The 17,257-nt window shown below is 67.5% G+C and carries 15 protein-coding genes; 8 read left to right on the forward strand and 7 right to left on the reverse strand.

Annotation, left to right across the window (positions count from 1 at the left end; all coding sequences use genetic code 11):
* Positions 1 to 4 precede the first annotated feature (4 nt).
* From Q2T94_RS19740 to secG, 7 genes are all read left to right on the forward strand, one after another.
* A complete protein-coding gene (locus tag Q2T94_RS19740) occupies positions 5 to 1,045 on the forward strand; it encodes a gluconeogenesis factor YvcK family protein (protein ID WP_264269139.1) in 1,041 nt (346 codons plus the stop codon).
* 10 nt (positions 1,046 to 1,055) lie between these two features.
* The gene (whiA, locus tag Q2T94_RS19745) at positions 1,056 to 2,036 is read left to right on the forward strand and encodes a DNA-binding protein WhiA (RefSeq protein ID WP_264269138.1); all 981 of its coding nucleotides are present in this window, start codon (positions 1,056 to 1,058) and stop codon (positions 2,034 to 2,036) included.
* Positions 2,037 to 2,129: 93 nt separating this feature from the next.
* Positions 2,130 to 2,759 (forward strand): superoxide dismutase, encoded by a 630-nt coding sequence (locus Q2T94_RS19750; protein ID WP_264269137.1) that lies wholly within the window; start codon positions 2,130 to 2,132, stop codon positions 2,757 to 2,759.
* A 241-nt stretch (positions 2,760 to 3,000) separates the two neighbouring features.
* On the forward strand, positions 3,001 to 4,014 hold the full coding sequence (gap, locus tag Q2T94_RS19755) for a type I glyceraldehyde-3-phosphate dehydrogenase (protein ID WP_264269136.1): 1,014 nt from the start codon (positions 3,001 to 3,003) through the stop codon (positions 4,012 to 4,014).
* A gap of 28 nt (positions 4,015 to 4,042) precedes the next feature.
* Positions 4,043 to 5,275: a phosphoglycerate kinase gene (locus Q2T94_RS19760; protein ID WP_302266273.1), complete on the forward strand. Its 1,233-nt coding sequence runs from the start codon at positions 4,043 to 4,045 to the stop codon at positions 5,273 to 5,275.
* Positions 5,272 to 6,087, forward strand: coding sequence for a triose-phosphate isomerase (gene tpiA / locus Q2T94_RS19765; RefSeq protein WP_302266274.1), 816 nt, complete (start codon positions 5,272 to 5,274; stop codon positions 6,085 to 6,087). Before Q2T94_RS19760 ends, tpiA begins: the two co-directional genes overlap by 4 nt.
* Before the next feature lie 28 nt (positions 6,088 to 6,115).
* Positions 6,116 to 6,367 (forward strand): preprotein translocase subunit SecG, encoded by a 252-nt coding sequence (gene secG, locus Q2T94_RS19770; RefSeq protein ID WP_264269133.1) that lies wholly within the window; start codon positions 6,116 to 6,118, stop codon positions 6,365 to 6,367.
* A gap of 87 nt (positions 6,368 to 6,454) precedes the next feature.
* Here the strand turns inward: secG and pgl are convergent, their stop codons facing one another.
* The 6 genes from pgl to tkt form a co-directional block, all read right to left on the reverse strand.
* Positions 6,455 to 7,225 (reverse strand): 6-phosphogluconolactonase, encoded by a 771-nt coding sequence (pgl, locus tag Q2T94_RS19775; protein ID WP_264269132.1) that lies wholly within the window; start codon positions 7,223 to 7,225, stop codon positions 6,455 to 6,457.
* Positions 7,209 to 8,150: a glucose-6-phosphate dehydrogenase assembly protein OpcA gene (locus Q2T94_RS19780; RefSeq protein ID WP_264269131.1), complete on the reverse strand. Its 942-nt coding sequence runs from the start codon at positions 8,148 to 8,150 to the stop codon at positions 7,209 to 7,211. The genes pgl and Q2T94_RS19780 overlap by 17 nt, the downstream gene beginning before the upstream one ends.
* Positions 8,147 to 9,706 (reverse strand): glucose-6-phosphate dehydrogenase, encoded by a 1,560-nt coding sequence (zwf, locus tag Q2T94_RS19785; RefSeq protein WP_302266276.1) that lies wholly within the window; start codon positions 9,704 to 9,706, stop codon positions 8,147 to 8,149. Before zwf ends, Q2T94_RS19780 begins: the two co-directional genes overlap by 4 nt.
* A 101-nt stretch (positions 9,707 to 9,807) precedes the next feature.
* Positions 9,808 to 11,439, reverse strand: a complete 1,632-nt coding sequence (locus Q2T94_RS19790) for a phosphoglucose isomerase-related protein (RefSeq protein WP_302266278.1) — start codon at positions 11,437 to 11,439, stop codon at positions 9,808 to 9,810.
* Positions 11,436 to 12,551 carry a transaldolase gene (tal, locus tag Q2T94_RS19795; RefSeq protein ID WP_302266280.1) on the reverse strand — a complete coding sequence of 372 codons (1,116 nt, stop codon included), beginning with the start codon at positions 12,549 to 12,551 and terminating at the stop codon, positions 11,436 to 11,438. The genes Q2T94_RS19790 and tal overlap by 4 nt, the downstream gene beginning before the upstream one ends.
* Positions 12,552 to 12,580: 29 nt before the next feature.
* On the reverse strand, positions 12,581 to 14,692 hold the full coding sequence (tkt, locus tag Q2T94_RS19800) for a transketolase (RefSeq protein WP_302266282.1): 2,112 nt from the start codon (positions 14,690 to 14,692) through the stop codon (positions 12,581 to 12,583).
* Positions 14,693 to 15,017: 325 nt separating this feature from the next.
* Between tkt and Q2T94_RS19805 the strand changes: the two genes are divergently transcribed.
* Positions 15,018 to 15,998: a heme o synthase gene (locus tag Q2T94_RS19805; protein WP_264269126.1), complete on the forward strand. Its 981-nt coding sequence runs from the start codon at positions 15,018 to 15,020 to the stop codon at positions 15,996 to 15,998.
* Positions 15,999 to 16,317: 319 nt separating this feature from the next.
* Here Q2T94_RS19805 and Q2T94_RS19810 read toward each other — a convergent pair whose 3' ends face one another.
* Complete coding sequence (locus Q2T94_RS19810; protein WP_302266285.1) at positions 16,318 to 17,250, reverse strand: COX15/CtaA family protein; 933 nt, start codon at positions 17,248 to 17,250, stop codon at positions 16,318 to 16,320.
* Positions 17,251 to 17,257 lie beyond the last annotated feature (7 nt).

The following is a 17,257-nucleotide window of genomic DNA, read 5'->3' on the forward strand; positions in this document are numbered from 1 at the left end:
CACCATGGCGTTTTTCACCGGCCCCATCCCCATCCAGCCCCCCGCACGTTCCGCCGAGGACAACCAGGTGGTGCGCGTCGTCGCCCTCGGCGGCGGCCACGGTCTCTCCGCCTCGCTGTCGGCGTTGCGCCGGCTCACCACCGACTTGACCGCCGTTGTCACGGTCGCCGACGACGGGGGCTCCTCCGGGCGCCTGCGCGAGGAACTCGACGTGCTGCCACCCGGGGACCTGCGCATGGCCCTTGCAGCCTTGTGCGATGACACCGACTGGGGGAGGACCTGGCGCGATGTCATGCAGCACCGCTTCACCTCCAAGCCGGGCACCAACGCCACGCTGGACCAGCACGCTGTCGGCAACCTGCTGATCGTGGCCCTGTGGGAATTGCTCAAGGACCCGGTGGCGGGGCTGCGCTGGGCAGGTGCACTGCTGGGCGCCCGCGGCCAGGTGCTGCCCATGAGCACCACCCCGCTGACCATCACCGGGGACGTGCTGCAGGAGGACGCCGGCACCGGTCTGGTGCGCAGGCGCATCTCCGGCCAGGCGAACCTGGCCGAGGCAGGGGAGAGCGCGCTGGTTTCCAATGTGCGCCTGGAACCCGCCGACGCCGCCGCCTGCACCGAGGCGCTTGACGCCATCGAGCTGGCTGACTGGGTCGTGTTGGGCCCCGGCTCCTGGTACACCTCGGTGCTGCCCCACCTGCTGCTGCCGGAAATGCGCGAAGCGCTGCAACAAACCCCTGCCCGCCGGCTGCTGACCATGAACCTCTCCACGACCACCGCCGAGACCGGAGGGATGGATGCGGCGGCGCACCTCGAGGTCATCTCCAGGTACGCTCCACAGCTGCGCCTGGACGCCGTATTGGCCGACCCGACGACGATTTCCGACCACGAGGCCTTCACCCAGGCCGCCGCCCGGCTAGGTGCCCGCACGTTTTTCGGTAAAGTAGGGGTTGGTGCCGGACGAGCAGTCCACGACCCCTTGAGACTTGCCGCCGCCTACCACGACGTGTTCACCACGTTCAGCACAGACGAGCCCAGCAGTTAGGAAACAATCCATGGCACTGACGGCTTCCGTCAAGGACGAGCTGTCCCGGCTTGAGATTCGGAGATCCTCCGAACGCAAGGCTGAGGTATCCACCATGCTGCGATTCTGCGGTGGACTCCACATCATCTCCGGACGCATCGTCATCGAGGCCGAGGTCGACCTCGCCTCCACCGCCCGGCGGCTTCGTGCCGCCATCGCCGAAGTCTACGGACACACCTCTGAAATCATCGTCGTCTCCGGCGGCGGCCTGCGCCGCGGCAACCGCTACGTGGTCAGGGTCGTCCGCGACGGCGAGTCCCTGGCGCGCCAGACCGGCCTGCTCGACGGGCGCGGCCGCCCCGTGCGCGGATTGCCCTCGGTCATCGTCAACGGTTCCACCGCCGACGCCGAGGCCGTGTGGCGCGGAGCGTTCCTCTCCCACGGCTCGCTGACCGAACCCGGGCGGTCCTCCGCACTGGAAATCACCTGCCCCGGCCCCGAATCGGCGCTCGCTCTGGTCGGTGCCGCGCGGCGCCTGGGCCTGGTGGCCAAGGCGCGCGAGGTCCGCGGCGTTGACCGCGTGGTCATCCGCGACGGCGAGGCCATTGCGCAGCTGCTCACCCGCATGGGCGCCCACGATGCGTTGATGGTCTGGGAGGAGCGCCGCATGCGCAAGGAAGTCCGTGCCACGGCCAACCGGCTGGCCAACTTCGACGACGCCAACCTGCGCCGCTCGGCCCAGGCGGCCGTTGCCGCCGGTGCCAGGGTCGACCGCGCGCTGGAAATCCTCGGCGAGGAAGTCCCCGAGCACCTCAAGTACGCCGGAGCCCTGCGCGTGGCGCACAAGCAGGCCAGCCTCGATGAGCTTGGCCGCATGGCGGAGCCGCCCATGACCAAGGACGCGATCGCCGGGCGGATTCGCCGGCTCTTGGCCATGGCCGACAAAAGAGCTTCCGAGTTGGGAATACCCGGCACCGAGGCGAGCGTTCCCTTGGATATGCTGGAGCACTGAAACCACGAGTTTTCCGCCAGCTGCGCGGAGATGCAGTAACGAAGAAGAGTGCGCCCGCGTCCCGCTGGGTGCCGAAGAGAATGAGGAGTCATTTTGGCTATTTATACCTTGCCTGAGCTGCAGTACGATTACGCGGCCTTGGAGCCGAACATTTCGGCGCGGATCATGGAGCTGCACCACTCGAAGCACCATGCTGCCTATGTGGCCGGTGCGAACACGGCGTTGGAGCAGCTGGCCGAGGCGCGGGAGAAGGGCGAGTTCGGGAACGTTCCGAAGTTGTCCAAGGACCTGGCGTTCCACTTGGGTGGTCACACGAACCACTCGATCTTCTGGAACAACCTTTCCCCGGAGGGCGGGGACAAGCCCGAGGGCGAGTTGGCTGCGGCGATTGACGACGCGTTTGGTTCCTTTGACGCTTTCCGTGCGCACTTCACGGCCGCGGCGATGAGCCTGCAGGGTTCGGGTTGGGCGTTGCTGGGCTTTGAGGGCCTGGGTGGCCAGTTGGTCATCGAGCAGTTGTATGACCAGCAGGGCAACGTGCCGGTGGCGACGACTCCGTTGTTGATGTTGGACATGTGGGAGCACGCGTTCTACCTGGATTACGTGAATGTGAAGGCCGATTACGTGAAGGCTTTCTGGAACATCGTGAACTGGGCCGATGTTTCGGCCCGCTTCGAGGCGGCGCGTGCCGGTGCCCCGAAGCTTGTCGTCCCCGGCAAGTAATCCGAGGACTTGGAGACGTAAGCCTCCTCACATTTATCGCCTCTATGGCGTAAGATGTAAACATCGAGTTTTGCGTGTCTTGCGGTTAATTCCGCAAGACACGCAATAACCCGGTCAGCATCCCAGCTGACGACACAACGGAGTGTCCAATTTTTTCCAAGCCACTCCGTTTCCTGTGTCCCAACACCGGGGCCCTCTTTTCGCGGCAGTGGCAACACCACTCTGTTTAGGAGAAATACACGTGACTACCCGTGTTGGCATTAACGGTTTCGGACGCATTGGTCGCAACTTCCTGCGAGCCAGCCTGGCTCATGGCGCAGACATCGAAGTTGTTGCAGTAAACGACCTGGGGTCCATCAACGACCTGGCCATGCTGGTCAAGTACGACTCGATCATGGGCCGCCTGGAAGAAGACGTGACCGTCGACGGCGCCTTCATCGTTGTGGGAAAGAAGCGCATCAAGGTCCTCTCGCAGAAGGATCCCGCCCACCTGGGCTGGGGCGAACTGGGAGTGGACGTCGTCATCGAGTCCACCGGCTTCTTCACGAAGGCCGCGGATGCCGAGAAGCACCTGCAGGCAGGCGCCAAGAAGGTCATCATTTCTGCGCCGGCTTCCAAGGAAGACATCACCATTGTCATGGGTGTCAACCACGAGAAGTACGAGGCCGACAAGCACCACATCATCTCGAACGCCTCCTGCACCACCAACTGCCTGGGCCCCGTGGCCAAGGTCCTCAACGACCAGTTCGGCATCGTCGACGGCCTGATGACCACCATCCACGCCTACACCGCGGACCAGCACCTGCAGGATTCCCCGCACAAGAAGGATCCGCGCCGCGCACGCGCCGCCGCCTTGAACATGATCCCGACCTCCACCGGTGCAGCGAAGGCCATCGGCCTGGTCCTCCCGGAGCTCAAGGGCAAGCTCAACGGCTACGCCATGCGCGTCCCGGTCCCGACCGGCTCGGCCACCGACCTCACCGTGAACCTGGCCCGCGAGGCCTCCGTCGAGGAGATCAACGAGGCCTTCAAGAAGGCAGCGGAAGAGGGTCCGCTCAAGGGCTTCCTGAAGTACTCCGAGGATCCGCTGGTCTCCACCGACATCGTCCACGATCCGCACTCCGCGGTCTTCGATGCCGGCCTGACTTCCGTCATCGGCACCACCGCGAAGGTCGTCGCCTGGTACGACAACGAGTGGGCCTACTCGACCCGACTTGTTGACCTCACCGTTTATGTCGGCGCGCGTCTCGGTTAGTCCCGGACTCTTCCGATAGCCTAGTCAAATGACTTCCCACACTCTCGACGAATTGATCGCCGATGGTGTCCTTGGGCGGCGCGTTCTGGTCCGCAGCGACCTGAACGTGCCGCTCGATGGCCTCACCGTCACCGACGATGGGCGTATTCGCGCCTCCATACCCGTGGTGCAGAAGCTGGCCGTGGCCGGCGCACGCGTCATTGTCATGGCTCACCTGGGTCGCCCCAAGGGCGAACCCGACCCCCAGTACTCCATTGCCCCGGCGTCCACCCGGCTCGCCGAGCTCTCCGGGCTCGACGTGCGCACGGCCACCGACGTCGTGGGCCCCTCGGCCCGCCAACTGGCCGGGGAACTGACCGACGGCGCCGTCCTGGTCCTGGAAAACGTGCGCTTCGATGCGCGCGAGACCTCCAAAGACGCCTCGGCGCGCGCCGAATTCGCGGCGGAGCTCGCCGCGCTGACCGGCGAAGACGGCGCGTACATCAACGACGCCTTCGGTGCGGTGCACCGCAAGCACGCCTCGGTCTTCGACATCGCCGCACTGCTGCCGGCCTACCAGGGCGACCTGGTGGCCACCGAGGTGAAGGTCCTCAAGACCCTCACCGAGGCTCCCAAGCGCCCCTACGTGGTCGTGCTGGGCGGGTCCAAGGTCTCGGACAAGCTTGCCGTCATCGACAACCTGCTGGGCCGCGCCGACCACCTGCTGATCGGCGGCGGCATGGCCTTCACCTTCCTCAAGGCCCAGGGCCACGAGGTCGGCGGGTCCCTGTTGGAGGAAGACCAGCTCGAGACCTGCCGCGGCTACCTCAAGCGCGCCAAGGAACTGGGCTGCGACATCGTGCTGCCCACCGACGTGGTCGTGGCCTCCAAGTTCGGGGCAGATGCCGAGCACGAGGTGCTGGCCGCGGACAACATCACCGGCGGTGCCTTCGGCGCCACCGGCCTGGGCCTGGACATCGGTCCGGATTCCGGGGAGAAGTTCGCCAGCTACATCCGCAGTGCCAACACGGTGTTCTGGAACGGCCCGATGGGGGTCTTCGAGATCCCGGCGTTCGCCAACGGCACCCGTGCCGTTGCCGGTGCGCTGTCCGACTCGGAGGCATTCAGCGTCGTCGGCGGCGGCGACTCCGCCGCGGCCGTGCGCACGCTGGGTTTCCACGATGACGACTTCGGACACATTTCCACCGGCGGCGGTGCCTCCCTTGAGTACCTCGAGGGCAAGGAACTGCCTGGCCTGACTGCCTTGGAGGCGCGTAAGTGACCACATCCACGAATGGAAAATTCGACCGGAAGCCGCTGATTGCCGGCAACTGGAAGATGAACATGGACCACGTCCAAGGCATCACGCTTTTGCAGAAGCTGGCTTGGACCCTTGCCGACGCCGAGCACGACTTCGAGCGGGTCGAGGTGGCGGTCTTCCCGCCGTTCACCGACCTGCGCGGCGTGCAGACACTGACCATGGGTGACAACCTGCCGGTGCGCTACGGCGCCCAGGACCTCTCGGCGCAGGACTCCGGTGCCTACACCGGGGAAATCTCCGGGCAGTTCCTCTCACGGCTCGGTTGCGCCTACGTGCTGGTGGGCCACAGTGAGCGCCGTGCGCTGCACGGGGAGTCCAACGAGCTGCTGGCCACCAAGGTCGCCGCAGCGTACCGCCACGGGCTGGTCCCGGTATTGTGCGTGGGCGAGGGACTTGAGATCCGCCAGGCCGGCACCCACGTTGAATACACGCTGGAGCAGTTGCGCGGTTCGCTGGCAGGCATCACCGCCGAGCAGGCCGAGACCCTGGTGGTGGCCTACGAACCGGTGTGGGCGATTGGCACCGGCGAGGTGGCGGGACCGGCCGACGCGCAGGAACTCTGCGCGGCAATCCGCACCGAGCTCGCGCAGCTCTTCGGCGACGAGACGGCCTCCAAGGTCAGGGTCCTTTACGGCGGTTCGGTGAAGGCGTCGAACGTGGCGCAGATCCTGGCCGAACGCGATGTCGACGGCGTGTTGGTCGGAGGGGCATCCTTGGACGCCGCCGAGTTTGCTAATATTGTTAGGTTCGAGCACCACCTGGTGACCGACTAATCGCCACCGAGCTGATTGAAGGGCAATTATGGACGTCATCAAGTTGGTTTTGCAGATTTTGCTGCTCATCACGAGCCTGCTGCTCACGCTGCTGATCCTGCTGCACAAGGGTCGCGGCGGCGGCATGTCAGACATGTTCGGCGGTGGCATGACCACCTCGCTGGGTTCTTCCGGCGTCGCCGAGCGCAACCTCAACCGGGTGACCATCGTCCTGGGCATCATCTGGGCCGTCGTCATCATCGGGCTGGGCCTGGTTATGCGCTTCAGCGTGGAGTCCTAGCCCCCGGCACCCCCAGCAGCACAACGCGCGGCCCGCCCTCGTCGAATCGACGAGGGCGGGCCGCGCTTTTGCGTTTGCCGGCTGTTGCTAGATCAGTGCCGCGGCGGCGGCATCCATGAGCCACCAGGTGCCCTGCGTGCCGGCGACCCCCGAGGCAGGGACGCGTTCACGTGTCACGGGAGCCTCGCCGAGGGCGACTCCTGCGGCCGGCGCCTTGTCGGCGCCCGCCACCACGAGCCACACCGCGCGGGCGGTGTTGATGGCATCAAAGGTCAGCGAGACGCGCATCGGCGGCGGCTTGGGCGAATCGTGGACGCCGATGACGGAGACCCCGGTGCGGGTGGCGCCCTCGTGGTCGGGGAAGAGCGACGCGACGTGCGAATCCGGGCCCATGCCCAGCATCAGCACGTCGAAGACGGGCAGCGCGCCCGCGGTGCCCTCGGCGGCGGCTTCCTCGGCCAGCAGCTGCGCGTAGGCCCCGGCGGCGAGTTCGGGGGTGGCGAAGTCGTCGGGGGAGCCCATCGGGTGCACCCGGCCGCGGTCCAGCCCGTGGCCGTCGAGCACGCCCAGGAGCACCTCGGCCTGCACGGCGTTGCGGTCGGGGGAACCGGATTCGACGAAGCGCTCGTCGCCCCAGTAGATGTTCACCCGCGACCAGTCCACAGCGCCGAGGGCAGGGGAGGCGGCCACCTGTTCCAGGGACTTGATGCCCAGTGTGCCGCCGGTGAGCACGATGCTCGCCTCGCCGCGTGCGGCCTGCGCGTCGAGGATCGCGGTGACGAGCCGGGCCGCGACGGCCGCCGCGGTGGCTGGCAGGTCGGGATGGATGACGACGTGTCGCCTAGCGTTCACTGGCACGGATGCTCCTCAGGTTGGTGCGCTTCAGACCCTCGCGCACGACCTCGCCGAATACCTCGTCCGGATCCAGGCGACGCATTTCCTCGGCCAGGCAGTCTGCCACGGGGCGCTGCGGCAAGGAAATCAGCTGGGCCTTCTGGCCCGGCTGGTACAACTCGGCCACGTCCCCCGGAGGACGGGTCAGCTCGACGTCCCCGGAGGGCAGGGAAAAGCGCACGGAGCGTACACCGGTGCCCTCGGGGGAGGAGGCAAGGGTCACCGGGATCTTCAGGCACAGCCGCAGCCAGGCCGCGAGCAGCACGGTGGAGGGGGAATCCACGGCACCGGTGACGGTCGCCGCGGTGACCTGCGCCGGGTCCAGCTGGTCGAAGACCGAGGCCAGCTGGGCGCGCCAGAGCGTCAGCCGGGTCCAGGCCAGGTCGGTGTCGCCTGCACGGTAGGATTCGGCGAGCGAGAAGAGCGCGGCCCGTGGATCCGTCTCGGCACCGGAATCGGTGATGCGGCGGTGCGCGATCTTCCCCAGCGGGCTGCCGGCGGCGTCCTTCGGCACCCCGTGCGGCCACCAGGCCACGATCGGGGCGTCGGGCAGCAGCAGCCCGGAGACCAGGGACTCGTCCACGTGCGCGTCGGGCCCGAAGGTGTGCAGCACGATGACTTCGGCGGCGCCGGCGTCCCCGCCCAGGCGGATCTGGGCGTCCAGCCGGGTCCTGCCGTCGGCAGCGCCCTGGACCACCACCACGATGCGGCAGGGGTGTTCGCGGCTGGCCAGGGAGGCAGCTGCAATGGCGTCTTCCTCGTACCCGGCACTGGTGATCACCAACAGGGTCAGCACGCGGGAGAGCGCCGAGGATCCCCCGGCCCGGCGCATGGTGACCAGCTCCTTGGAGATCTTCGAGGTCGTGGTGTCTTGCATCTGCACTATCATGGGCGGCGCCATGTCCTTCCGTCGCGGGCCATCAATTCGTCGGCCGAGGCCGGGCCCCAGGAGCCGGGGGCGTAGGGTTCGGGCTGTTCGGGCAGCGACGCCCAGTGCTCCTCGAACGGGTCAAGGATGCGCCAGGACTGCTCGACTTCCTCGTGGCGGGGGAACAGCGGGGGCTCGCCCAGCAGCACGTCGAGGATCAGCCGCTCGTAGGCCTCCGGGGAGGACTCGGTGAACGCGTGCCCGTAGCCAAAGTCCATGGTCACGTCGCGCACCTCCATCGAGGTCCCGGGGACCTTGGAGCCGAAGCGGATGGTCACGCCTTCGTCGGGCTGGACCCGGATGACGATGGCGTTCTGCCCGAACACGTCGTCCTTGTGGTCGGTGAAGAGCAGGTTCGGGGCGCGCTTGAACGCCACGGCGATCTCGGTGACCCGGCGGCCCAGGCGCTTGCCGGCGCGCAGGTAGAACGGCACCCCGGCCCAGCGGCGGGTGTTGATCTCCAGCTTGATGGCCGCGTAGGTCTCGGTCTTGGACGCGGGGTTGAAGCCCTCCTCGTCCAGGAAGCCGGTGACCTTCTCCCCGCCCTGCCAGCCGGAGGTGTACTGGCCGCGGGCACTTGCCTGCGCAAGGTCTTCGGGCAGCCGCACGGCGGCCAGGATCTTTTCCTTCTCGCTGCGCAGGTGCTCGGCGTCGAAGGAGATCGGTTCCTCCATGGCCGTCAGCGCCAGCAGCTGCAGCAGGTGGTTCTGGATGACGTCGCGGGCCGCGCCCACCCCGTCGTAGTAACCCGCGCGCCCGCCGATGCCGATGTCCTCGGCCATGGTGATCTGCACGTGGTCCACGTGGTTGGCGTTCCACAGCGGCTCGAAGAGCTGGTTGGCGAAGCGCATGGCCAGCAGGTTCTGCACCGTCTCCTTGCCCAGGTAGTGGTCGATGCGGAAGACAGCGTCGGGCGGGAAGACCGACTCGACGATTTCGTTCAGCTCGCGGGCGGACGCCAGGTCGTGGCCGAAGGGCTTTTCGATGACCACCCGTGACCAGCCGGCGTCGGCGGAGTCGTCGTTCGCCAGCCCGTGCCGCGAGAGCTGCTCGCAGACGGTTTCGAAGGAATTCGGCGGGATCGAGAGGTAGAAGGCGTGGTTCTTGCCGGTGCTGCGGCTTTTTGCCAGGTCGTCGAGGGTCTCGCGCAGCGCGATGAACGCTTCGTCGTCGTCGAACCCGCCGGAGATGAACCGGAACCCGCTGGCCAGCTGCTCCCACACGGTCTCGTTGAAGGGGGTGCGTGCGTGGTCCTTGACCCAGGCCTTGGCCTCGGCGGCGAACTGCTCCGCGCTCCAGGGGCGGCGTCCGAAGCCGACGACGGCGAAGTTCGGCGGCAGCAGGCCGCGGTTGGCCAGGTCGTAGACGGCGGGCATGAGCTTCTTGCGGGCCAGGTCGCCCGTGATGCCGAAGAACACCAGGGCGGAGGGCCCGGCGATGCGGTCAAGCCGCCGGTCCCGGCGGTCACGCAGGGGATTGTGGTGGTTGCGCACGGGGCGCCGAGCGGACTCAAGCATCAAGATCGGGACCTTCGGATGTTGGGAGGGGGGAACTTAAACAGGGGTGCGCACACCGGGTGCGGGGGATGCACCCGGTGTGCGGCGGAAGGAACGGAGGATCAGGCCTGGGCCATCTCCCGCGCCAGCTTGTCCAATTGCCGGATGCCGGCTTCCTTGTCCGTCAGGTGCAGGCGCAGCACCGGGCGACCCAGGTCGGCCAGTACCTGCGCATCGCCGCTGGCCTGGGCGGCAATCAGCTCGCCGAAGGTGAAGGCCCGCTCCGGAATGGACAGGTCCATCGAGGACTCCGCGGTGAGCTGAAGGTAGGCGCCCACGCGCGGTCCGCCCTTGTGGAACTGTCCGGTGGAGTGCAGGAAGCGCGGCCCCCACCCGAAGGTCACCGGGCGGTTGGCGGCGGCGGCAAGCAACGGACGGATGTTCTCCAGCTCGATGTCCGACCGGCGGTCCAGGTAGGCGTGGATGCCGAGGTAGCCGTTGGACGGCATCGCGGCAACCAGGGCCGCCAGGGCGCCGGCGAGCGAATCGACGCCATCGAGCAAGCCCGCGGAAGCACGGACCTCGATGGCGCCGTCGCTGAACGCGGCCGGAACGGATTCCGGGGTTCCTTCCAACAGCGAGCGGGCGGCAACCTTGGCGGCCTCCACGTCGGGCTGGTCGAACGGGTCGATGCCCAGCAGACGCCCGGCCACGGCGGTCGCGTACTCCCACAGCAGCATCTGCGCGCCCAAGGCGCCGGAGAGCGCGACCGAGGCGGCCTCGGCGTCGATGTCCTCGTCGGTGAGCAGGCCGGTGTCGGCGACCAGGCGGATCTGCAGGAAGTCGGCAGCCGCGCTGATCGTTTCCGGTGCCCGGTCCTCCACGACAACCGGCAGCATGCCGGTCTGCTCCTTGCCGGTGGATTCTGAGATGAGCTGTTCCGCCCAGTCGGCGAAACCTGCCAGTCCCGAGCCCTCGTCGGCGAAGATGAGCTTGTCGCGCAGGGGGCTCGTGCCGGCCATTGCGGCGCCCAGGGCCAGGGCGATGTTGTCCTCGTCGTCCTCGGCCAGGAACTCGGCCGCGGCCGCGGCCTCGTCCAGGAAGGCCTCGATGTCGACGCCCGCCAGGCCGGCGGGAACCAGCCCGAAGGCGGTCAGCGCCGAGTAGCGCCCGCCCACGGACGGGTCGGCGTTGAACACCGCGCGGTAGCCCGCCTTGCGGCTTGCCTCGTCCATCGGCGAGCCCGGGTCGGTGACCACGATGATGCGCGAGGCGGCATCGAGGCCGGCGTCGTTGAACGCCTGCTCGAAGACCCGGCGCTGCGAGTCGGTCTCCACCGTGGAGCCGGACTTGGAGGCAACCACCAGGGCGGTGGTGGCCAGGCGGTCGGCGAGGATGCCGGCGACCATTTCCGGGTCGGTGGAGTCGCAGACGACCAGCTCGACGTCGTTGGTCGCGCAAATGACCTCGGGCGCCAGGGAGGATCCGCCCATGCCGGCAAGCACGATGCGGTTCACCCCTTCGGCGCGCAGCTCGTCGCGCAGTGCCAGGATGGCGGGTACCAGGGCGCGGGAGTTTTCCGGCGCGTCGACCCAGCCCAGGCGGACGGAGGCCTCGGCGCGGGCCGACTCGACCCACACGGTCGCGTCCTTGGCGGCGATGCGGCTGGCGACCTTCTCGGCCACCAGCGACGGCACATGTGCCTCGATGGCCGCCTGCGCGGCCCCCGTGGCTATGAACCCCAGGGAACTCATTTCACGTTCGCGTTCTTGAGCGAGGCCTCGAGGTCGGTCAGCAGTTCGTTCCAGGCGGCCTCGAACTTCTGAAGTCCCTCGACCTCGAGCTTGGCCACGACGTCGTTGTAGCTCACGCCCAGGGCCGCCAGCGCGTCAAGCACCGCGTTGGCCTCGGCGTAGCTGCCGGACACAGTGTTCCCGCTGATTTCTGCGTGGTCGGCGGTGGCCTCGAGGGTCTTTTCCGGCATGGTGTTGACGGTGTTCGGGGCGCACAGCTCGGTGACGTAGAGGGTGTCCGGCAGGGCCGGGTCCTTCACGCCGGTGGAGGCCCACAGCGGGCGCTGGGCGTTGGCGCCGGCCGCGGCCAGGACGTTCCAGCGCTCGGAGGTGAAGGTCTCCTCGTAGACCTGGTAGGCCAGGCGGGCGTTGGCGACGCCGGCCTTGCCGCGCAGGGCCAGTGCTTCGTCGGTGCCGATGGCGTTCAGGCGCGCATCGATCTCGGTGTCCACGCGGGAGACGAAGAAGGAAGCGACCGAGTGCAGCTTGGACAGGTCATGCCCGTTGGCCTTGGCTGCCTCCAGGCCGATGAGGAAGGCGTTGATGACAGCGCGGTAGCGCTCCAGCGAGAAGATCAGCGTGACGTTCACGGAGATGCCTGCCGCCAGGGTCTCGGCGATGGCCTCCAGGCCCTCGACGGTTGCCGGGATCTTGACCAGCACGTTCTCGCGGCCGACCATCTCGTGCAGGACCTTGGCCTCGGCGATGGTCTCGGCGGTCTTGCGGGCCAGGCGCGGGTCGACCTCGATGGAAACGCGTCCGTCGACGCCGCCGCTTGCTGCGGCGATCGGTGCGAACAGGTCGCAGGCCGCGGCGACGTCGTCGCTGGTGATCTTGAAGACGGCTTCCTCGGCGTCCATGCCGGCTGCCGCCAGCTCGGCGACCTGGGCCGCGTAGGACTCGCCGTCCTGCAGTGCGGCGTGGAAGATCGAGGGGTTGGTGGTGACCCCGACGACGTTCTTTTCCTTGATCAGGGCCTCGAGCGAACCGGAGGTCAGGCGTTCGCGGGAGAGGTCATCGAGCCAGATCGAGACGCCGGCGTCCGAAAGGGCCTGGGTGTTTGCGTTGCTCACGGTAAAAATCCTTTGCGTGTTGGGGGGTGTTACTTGGCGGCCGAGATGGAATCGAGGGCGGCGGCGGTGATGGCCTCCGCGGTGATCCCGAACTCGGTGAAGAGGCGCTTGTAGTCTGCCGAGGCGCCGTAGTGGTCAAGGGAGATGATGCGTCCGGCATCGCCCACCAGCTCGCGCCAGCCCTGGGCCACGCCGGCCTCGACCGAGACGCGGGACTTGACGGCGGCGGGCAGCACGGATTCGCGGTAGGCGGCATCCTGTTGGTTGAACCATTCCAGGCACGGGATGGAGACCACGCGGGCGGGTACGCCCTGGGCCTGCAGGGCCTCGCGGGCCTCGATGGCCAGGGAGACCTCGGAGCCGGTTCCCAGCAGCAGCACCTCGGGGGCGACGACCTCGCCGTTGGCGGTGGCGTCGGCGAGCACATAGGCGCCCTTTTCGACACCCTCGGCCGAGCCGAAGCCCAGCTGTGCACGGTCGTAGACCGGGAGGTTCTGGCGAGAGAGGACGATGCCGGCGGGATTGGACGTGGTTTCCAGGATCTTCTTCCACGCGTAGGAGACCTCGTTGGCATCCGCCGGGCGGACCACGTCAAGGTTCGGGATGGCGCGCAGGGAAGCCAGCTGCTCGACCGGCTGGTGCGTCGGTCCGTCCTCGCCCAGGCCGATGGAGTCGTGCGTCCACACGTAGATGGATGGCACGCCCATCAGCGCGGAGAGGCGGATGGCCGGGCGCTGGTAGTCGGAGAAGATCAGGAAGGTGCCCGAGTAGGCGCGGGTCGGGGAAGCCAGCGTGATGCCGTTGACGATCGAGGCGGCAGCGTGCTCGCGGATGCCGAAGTGCAGCACCCGGCCGTAGGGGTTGCCCTTCCAGGAATCGGTGGAACGCGATTCCGGGATGAAGGACGGTGCGCCCTCGATGGTGGTGTTGTTCGAGCCGGCCAGGTCGGCCGAGCCACCCCAGAGCTCGGGCAGTACGCCGGCGACGGCGTTGATGACCTTGCCGGAGGCCGAACGGGTGGCGACGTCCTTGCCGGGCTCGAAGACCGGCAGGTTCTCGTCCCAGCCGGCCGGCAGCTCGCCGGATTCCAGGCGCGCCAGCAGGGCGGCGTTTTCCGGGTTGGCGTTCGACCAGGCGTCGAAGCCTTCCTGCCAGGTGGCGCGGGCGGCGGTGCCGCGCTCCTGCACGGAGCGGGCGTGGGCCAGGACTTCGTCCGCGATCGCGAAGTTGGCTTCCGGGTCGAAGCCCAGGGCGGTCTTCAAGCCTGCAACCTCGGTGCCGCCGAGCTTGGAACCGTGGATGCCGCCGGTGTCGGCCTTGGTCGGCGAGGGCCAGCCAATGACGGTGCGCAGGGAAATGATCGAGGGACGGTTGCTCTCGGCCTTGGCGGCGCGCAGGGCGGCGTCGAGCTCGGCCAGGTCCTCGACGTAGTTCCCGGTCTTGGTCCAGTCCACGCGCTGGGTGTGCCAGCCGTAGGCCTCGTAGCGGCCGAGCACGTTTTCGGTGAACGCCACGTCGGTGTCGTCTTCGATGGAGATGTGGTTCTCGTCATAGACCACGACGAGATTGCCGAGTTCCTGGTGGCCGGCCAGCGAGGAGGCCTCGGAGGTGACGCCCTCCTGCAGGTCGCCGTCGGAGGCGATGACCCACACGGTGTGGTCGAAGGGGCTGGTGCCGGCGGGCGCGTCGGCGTCAAGCAGGCCGCGCATGCGGCGCTGGGCGTAGGCGAAGCCCACGGCCGAGGCCAGGCCCTGGCCGAGCGGACCGGTGGTGATTTCCACGCCGGCGGTGTGGCCGAATTCCGGGTGCCCGGGGGTCTTGGCGCCCCAGGTGCGCAGTGCCTCGAGGTCTTCGAGCTCCAGGCCGTAGCCGGAGAGGAAGAGCTGCAGGTACAGGGTCAGCGAGGTGTGCCCGGGGGAGAGCACGAAGCGGTCGCGGCCGATCCAGGCCGGATCGGACGGGTCGTGGCGCAGGTGCTGCTGGAAGAGCAGGTACGCGGCCGGGGCCAGCGAGATCGCCGTTCCGGGGTGGCCGTTTCCAACCTTCTCGACCGCATCCGCGGCGAGCACGCGGGCCGTGTCGACGGCTCGCTGGTCAAGATCGGTCCAAGCGAATTCGCTGTTTTCTGCTAGTGGCGCCACGTTGTGGGTCCTCCCTGTACGGTGTGCATTTCAAAGTCATGTGGTTGCGGGGCATCCCGCCCTGTAAGCACAACGCCGCCGTCCATCCAATGATTCACGGGACGGTTTCGGCGGCGGCGCAACGGTTCCAGCTTAGCGCCATTGGCCTCAAAAATGCCCGTTTGAGACCGCTTGTTGAGGCATGGCGAAAACTATTGTTGCCGGAGATTGCCGGCGGGCGCGCCCGCGTGTCGCCCGCGCGGAAAGATCGCGGCCCATTTCTACGTGCTGTAAAAGGGTATGCTAGAGGGTGATTGTCCTTATTGACCCCCGTAGAACTGAGTAGATGTCTGTGAAGACCGTGTCCGTTGACTCCGCAACGAGGGCCCGTGCAGCTCGTCAGCCGAATGAATCGGTTGGCGACTTCGTGTCGCGAAAGGCCAAGGCCTATGTGGCCCTGACCAAGCCTCGCGTCATTGAACTCCTGCTCGTGACCACGCTGCCGACCATGATGTTCGCCGAACGCGGTTTCCCCTCGATTTCGCTGGTGCTGGCCACCTTGCTGGGTGGGGCCATGGCTGCCGGGGCATCTGGCTCCTTCAACTGCTACATCGACCGCGACATGGACAAGGTCATGAAGCGCACCAAGGGGCGCCCGCTGGTCACCGGCGAGGTCACCCCGCGCGAGGCGTTGATCTTCTCCTACGCACTTGGCTTCGCGTCGCTGGCGGTGCTCTGGTTCGGAACGAACCCGCTGACCACCGCACTCGGCCTGGCTGCAATCCTCTTCTACGTGGTGCTGTACACGCTGATCCTCAAGCGCCGGACCGCACAGAACATCGTATGGGGCGGGATCGCCGGCTGCATGCCCGTGCTCATTGCCTGGGCAGCGGTCACCAACAAGATCGAATGGCCCGCCATCATCTTGTTCCTGATCATCTTCCTGTGGACCCCGCCGCACTACTGGCCGCTGTCCATGAAGTACGCCGACGACTACAACGCCGCACGGGTGCCGATGCTCGGTGCGATTTCCAGTGCCCGCCGGGTCTCGGTGCAGGTTGTCCTGTACGCCTGGGCCACGCTGGTCTGCTCGCTGCTGTTGGTCCCGATGGGCTACGCAGGCATCGTCTACACCGTGCTGGCCGGCGTCTCGGGCCTGTGGTTCGTCTACGAGTGCCACGTGCTCTACCGCGAGGCCCAGCGCGACCATGAGCCGGCGGACATGAACAAGAAGGCCATGAAGGTCTTCCACATCTCCATCACGTACCTGACGCTCGTCTTCGTCGCCCTGGCCATCGACCCGTTCGTGGGCGGCCCGCTCTTCTAGGAAACACGCCAGGGACAAGGCCGAAGCACCGATGGCGGCTCGCACGGGGAAACCCGGGCGGGCCGCCTTCTCGTTGCCCGGCAGTTTCTTCCACGGGCCTTGCGGGGCGGTTCCCCGTCTGACCGGCGTGGCTTGCCGCGCTCGTTCCCGCTGCCTGGTCCACGGGCGATCGGCGTGGAACTGACTTCCGGATATTGCGCGACCGCGAAAACGCCGGCAGGGAGCTCCGGCAGGGAGACCTGGCGGCGACATGCGGTGCAACGCAAAACGCTCGCCCGCGATGCAGGCGGGCGTTTGCTGAACGAAGGGGGGGGAGGTCCTAGAAGGGGAACTTCCCGGTGGTCCGGTCCCAGACGTTGGCGGCTGCCGCTGCCAGCAGCGATGCCCCGAGCATGTGGGCCAGCACCAGGAGGATCGGCAGGCCGGTGAAGTGCTGGACGTAGCCGATAACGCCCTGCAGCAGCACGACTCCGGCCATCAGCAACAGCGGATTGCGCAGCTTCACGTCCGTGGCCCGGCGGAATGCCAGCACCAGGGCAACGACGTTCGCTGCGACCAGCAGGTAGACCGGAACCACGTGGATCCGCGTGACGATGTACGGGTCGAACATGTGGCGCGGGGCATCCGCGTCCCCGGCGTGCGGGCCGGTCCCGGTGACGATGGTGCCCAGCACCAGAGCCAGCGCCGAGGTGGCGAAGATGGTCCAGGCAAGGAAACGCTGCGTGGATCCGGCGGGCGTCCCCAGCGAGGATTCGCCGCGGCGCAGGGCGCCGGTGCGGTTGACCAGCAGGGTGGCGGCCATGACCAGGGCAGCCGAGACCAGGAAGTGCAGGGACACCACCCACGGGTTCAGGTTGGACCAGACGGTGATGCCGCCGATGACCGCCTGGGCGGGGATGACCGCGAGCAGCGCGATCGACAGGCGGTAGATGGTCCTGTGGGTGGAGCGCATGCGCCAGATCGACACGATCATGGCCACCGCGATGGCCGCGAGGATGAAGGTGAGCAGGCGGTTGCCGAACTCGATGAGTCCGTGGATGCCCATTTCCGCAACCGGGGTCATGGATCCGGGCACGCAGTTGGGCCACTGCGAGCAGCCCAGCCCCGACTTGGTCAGGCGCACGGCGCCGCCGGTGACGATGATGCCGATCTGGGATGCGAGGGACGCAATGGCCAGGCGGTGCACCGTGGAGTTCACGGTGGCGGGCAACTTGTCCGTCCAGCGGTTGGCGGCGGGGGAGGTGGTGCTCATGGTGTTG

It is taken from the genome of Paeniglutamicibacter sulfureus, assembly GCF_030512175.1.
Taxonomy (GTDB): domain Bacteria; phylum Actinomycetota; class Actinomycetes; order Actinomycetales; family Micrococcaceae; genus Paeniglutamicibacter; species Paeniglutamicibacter sulfureus.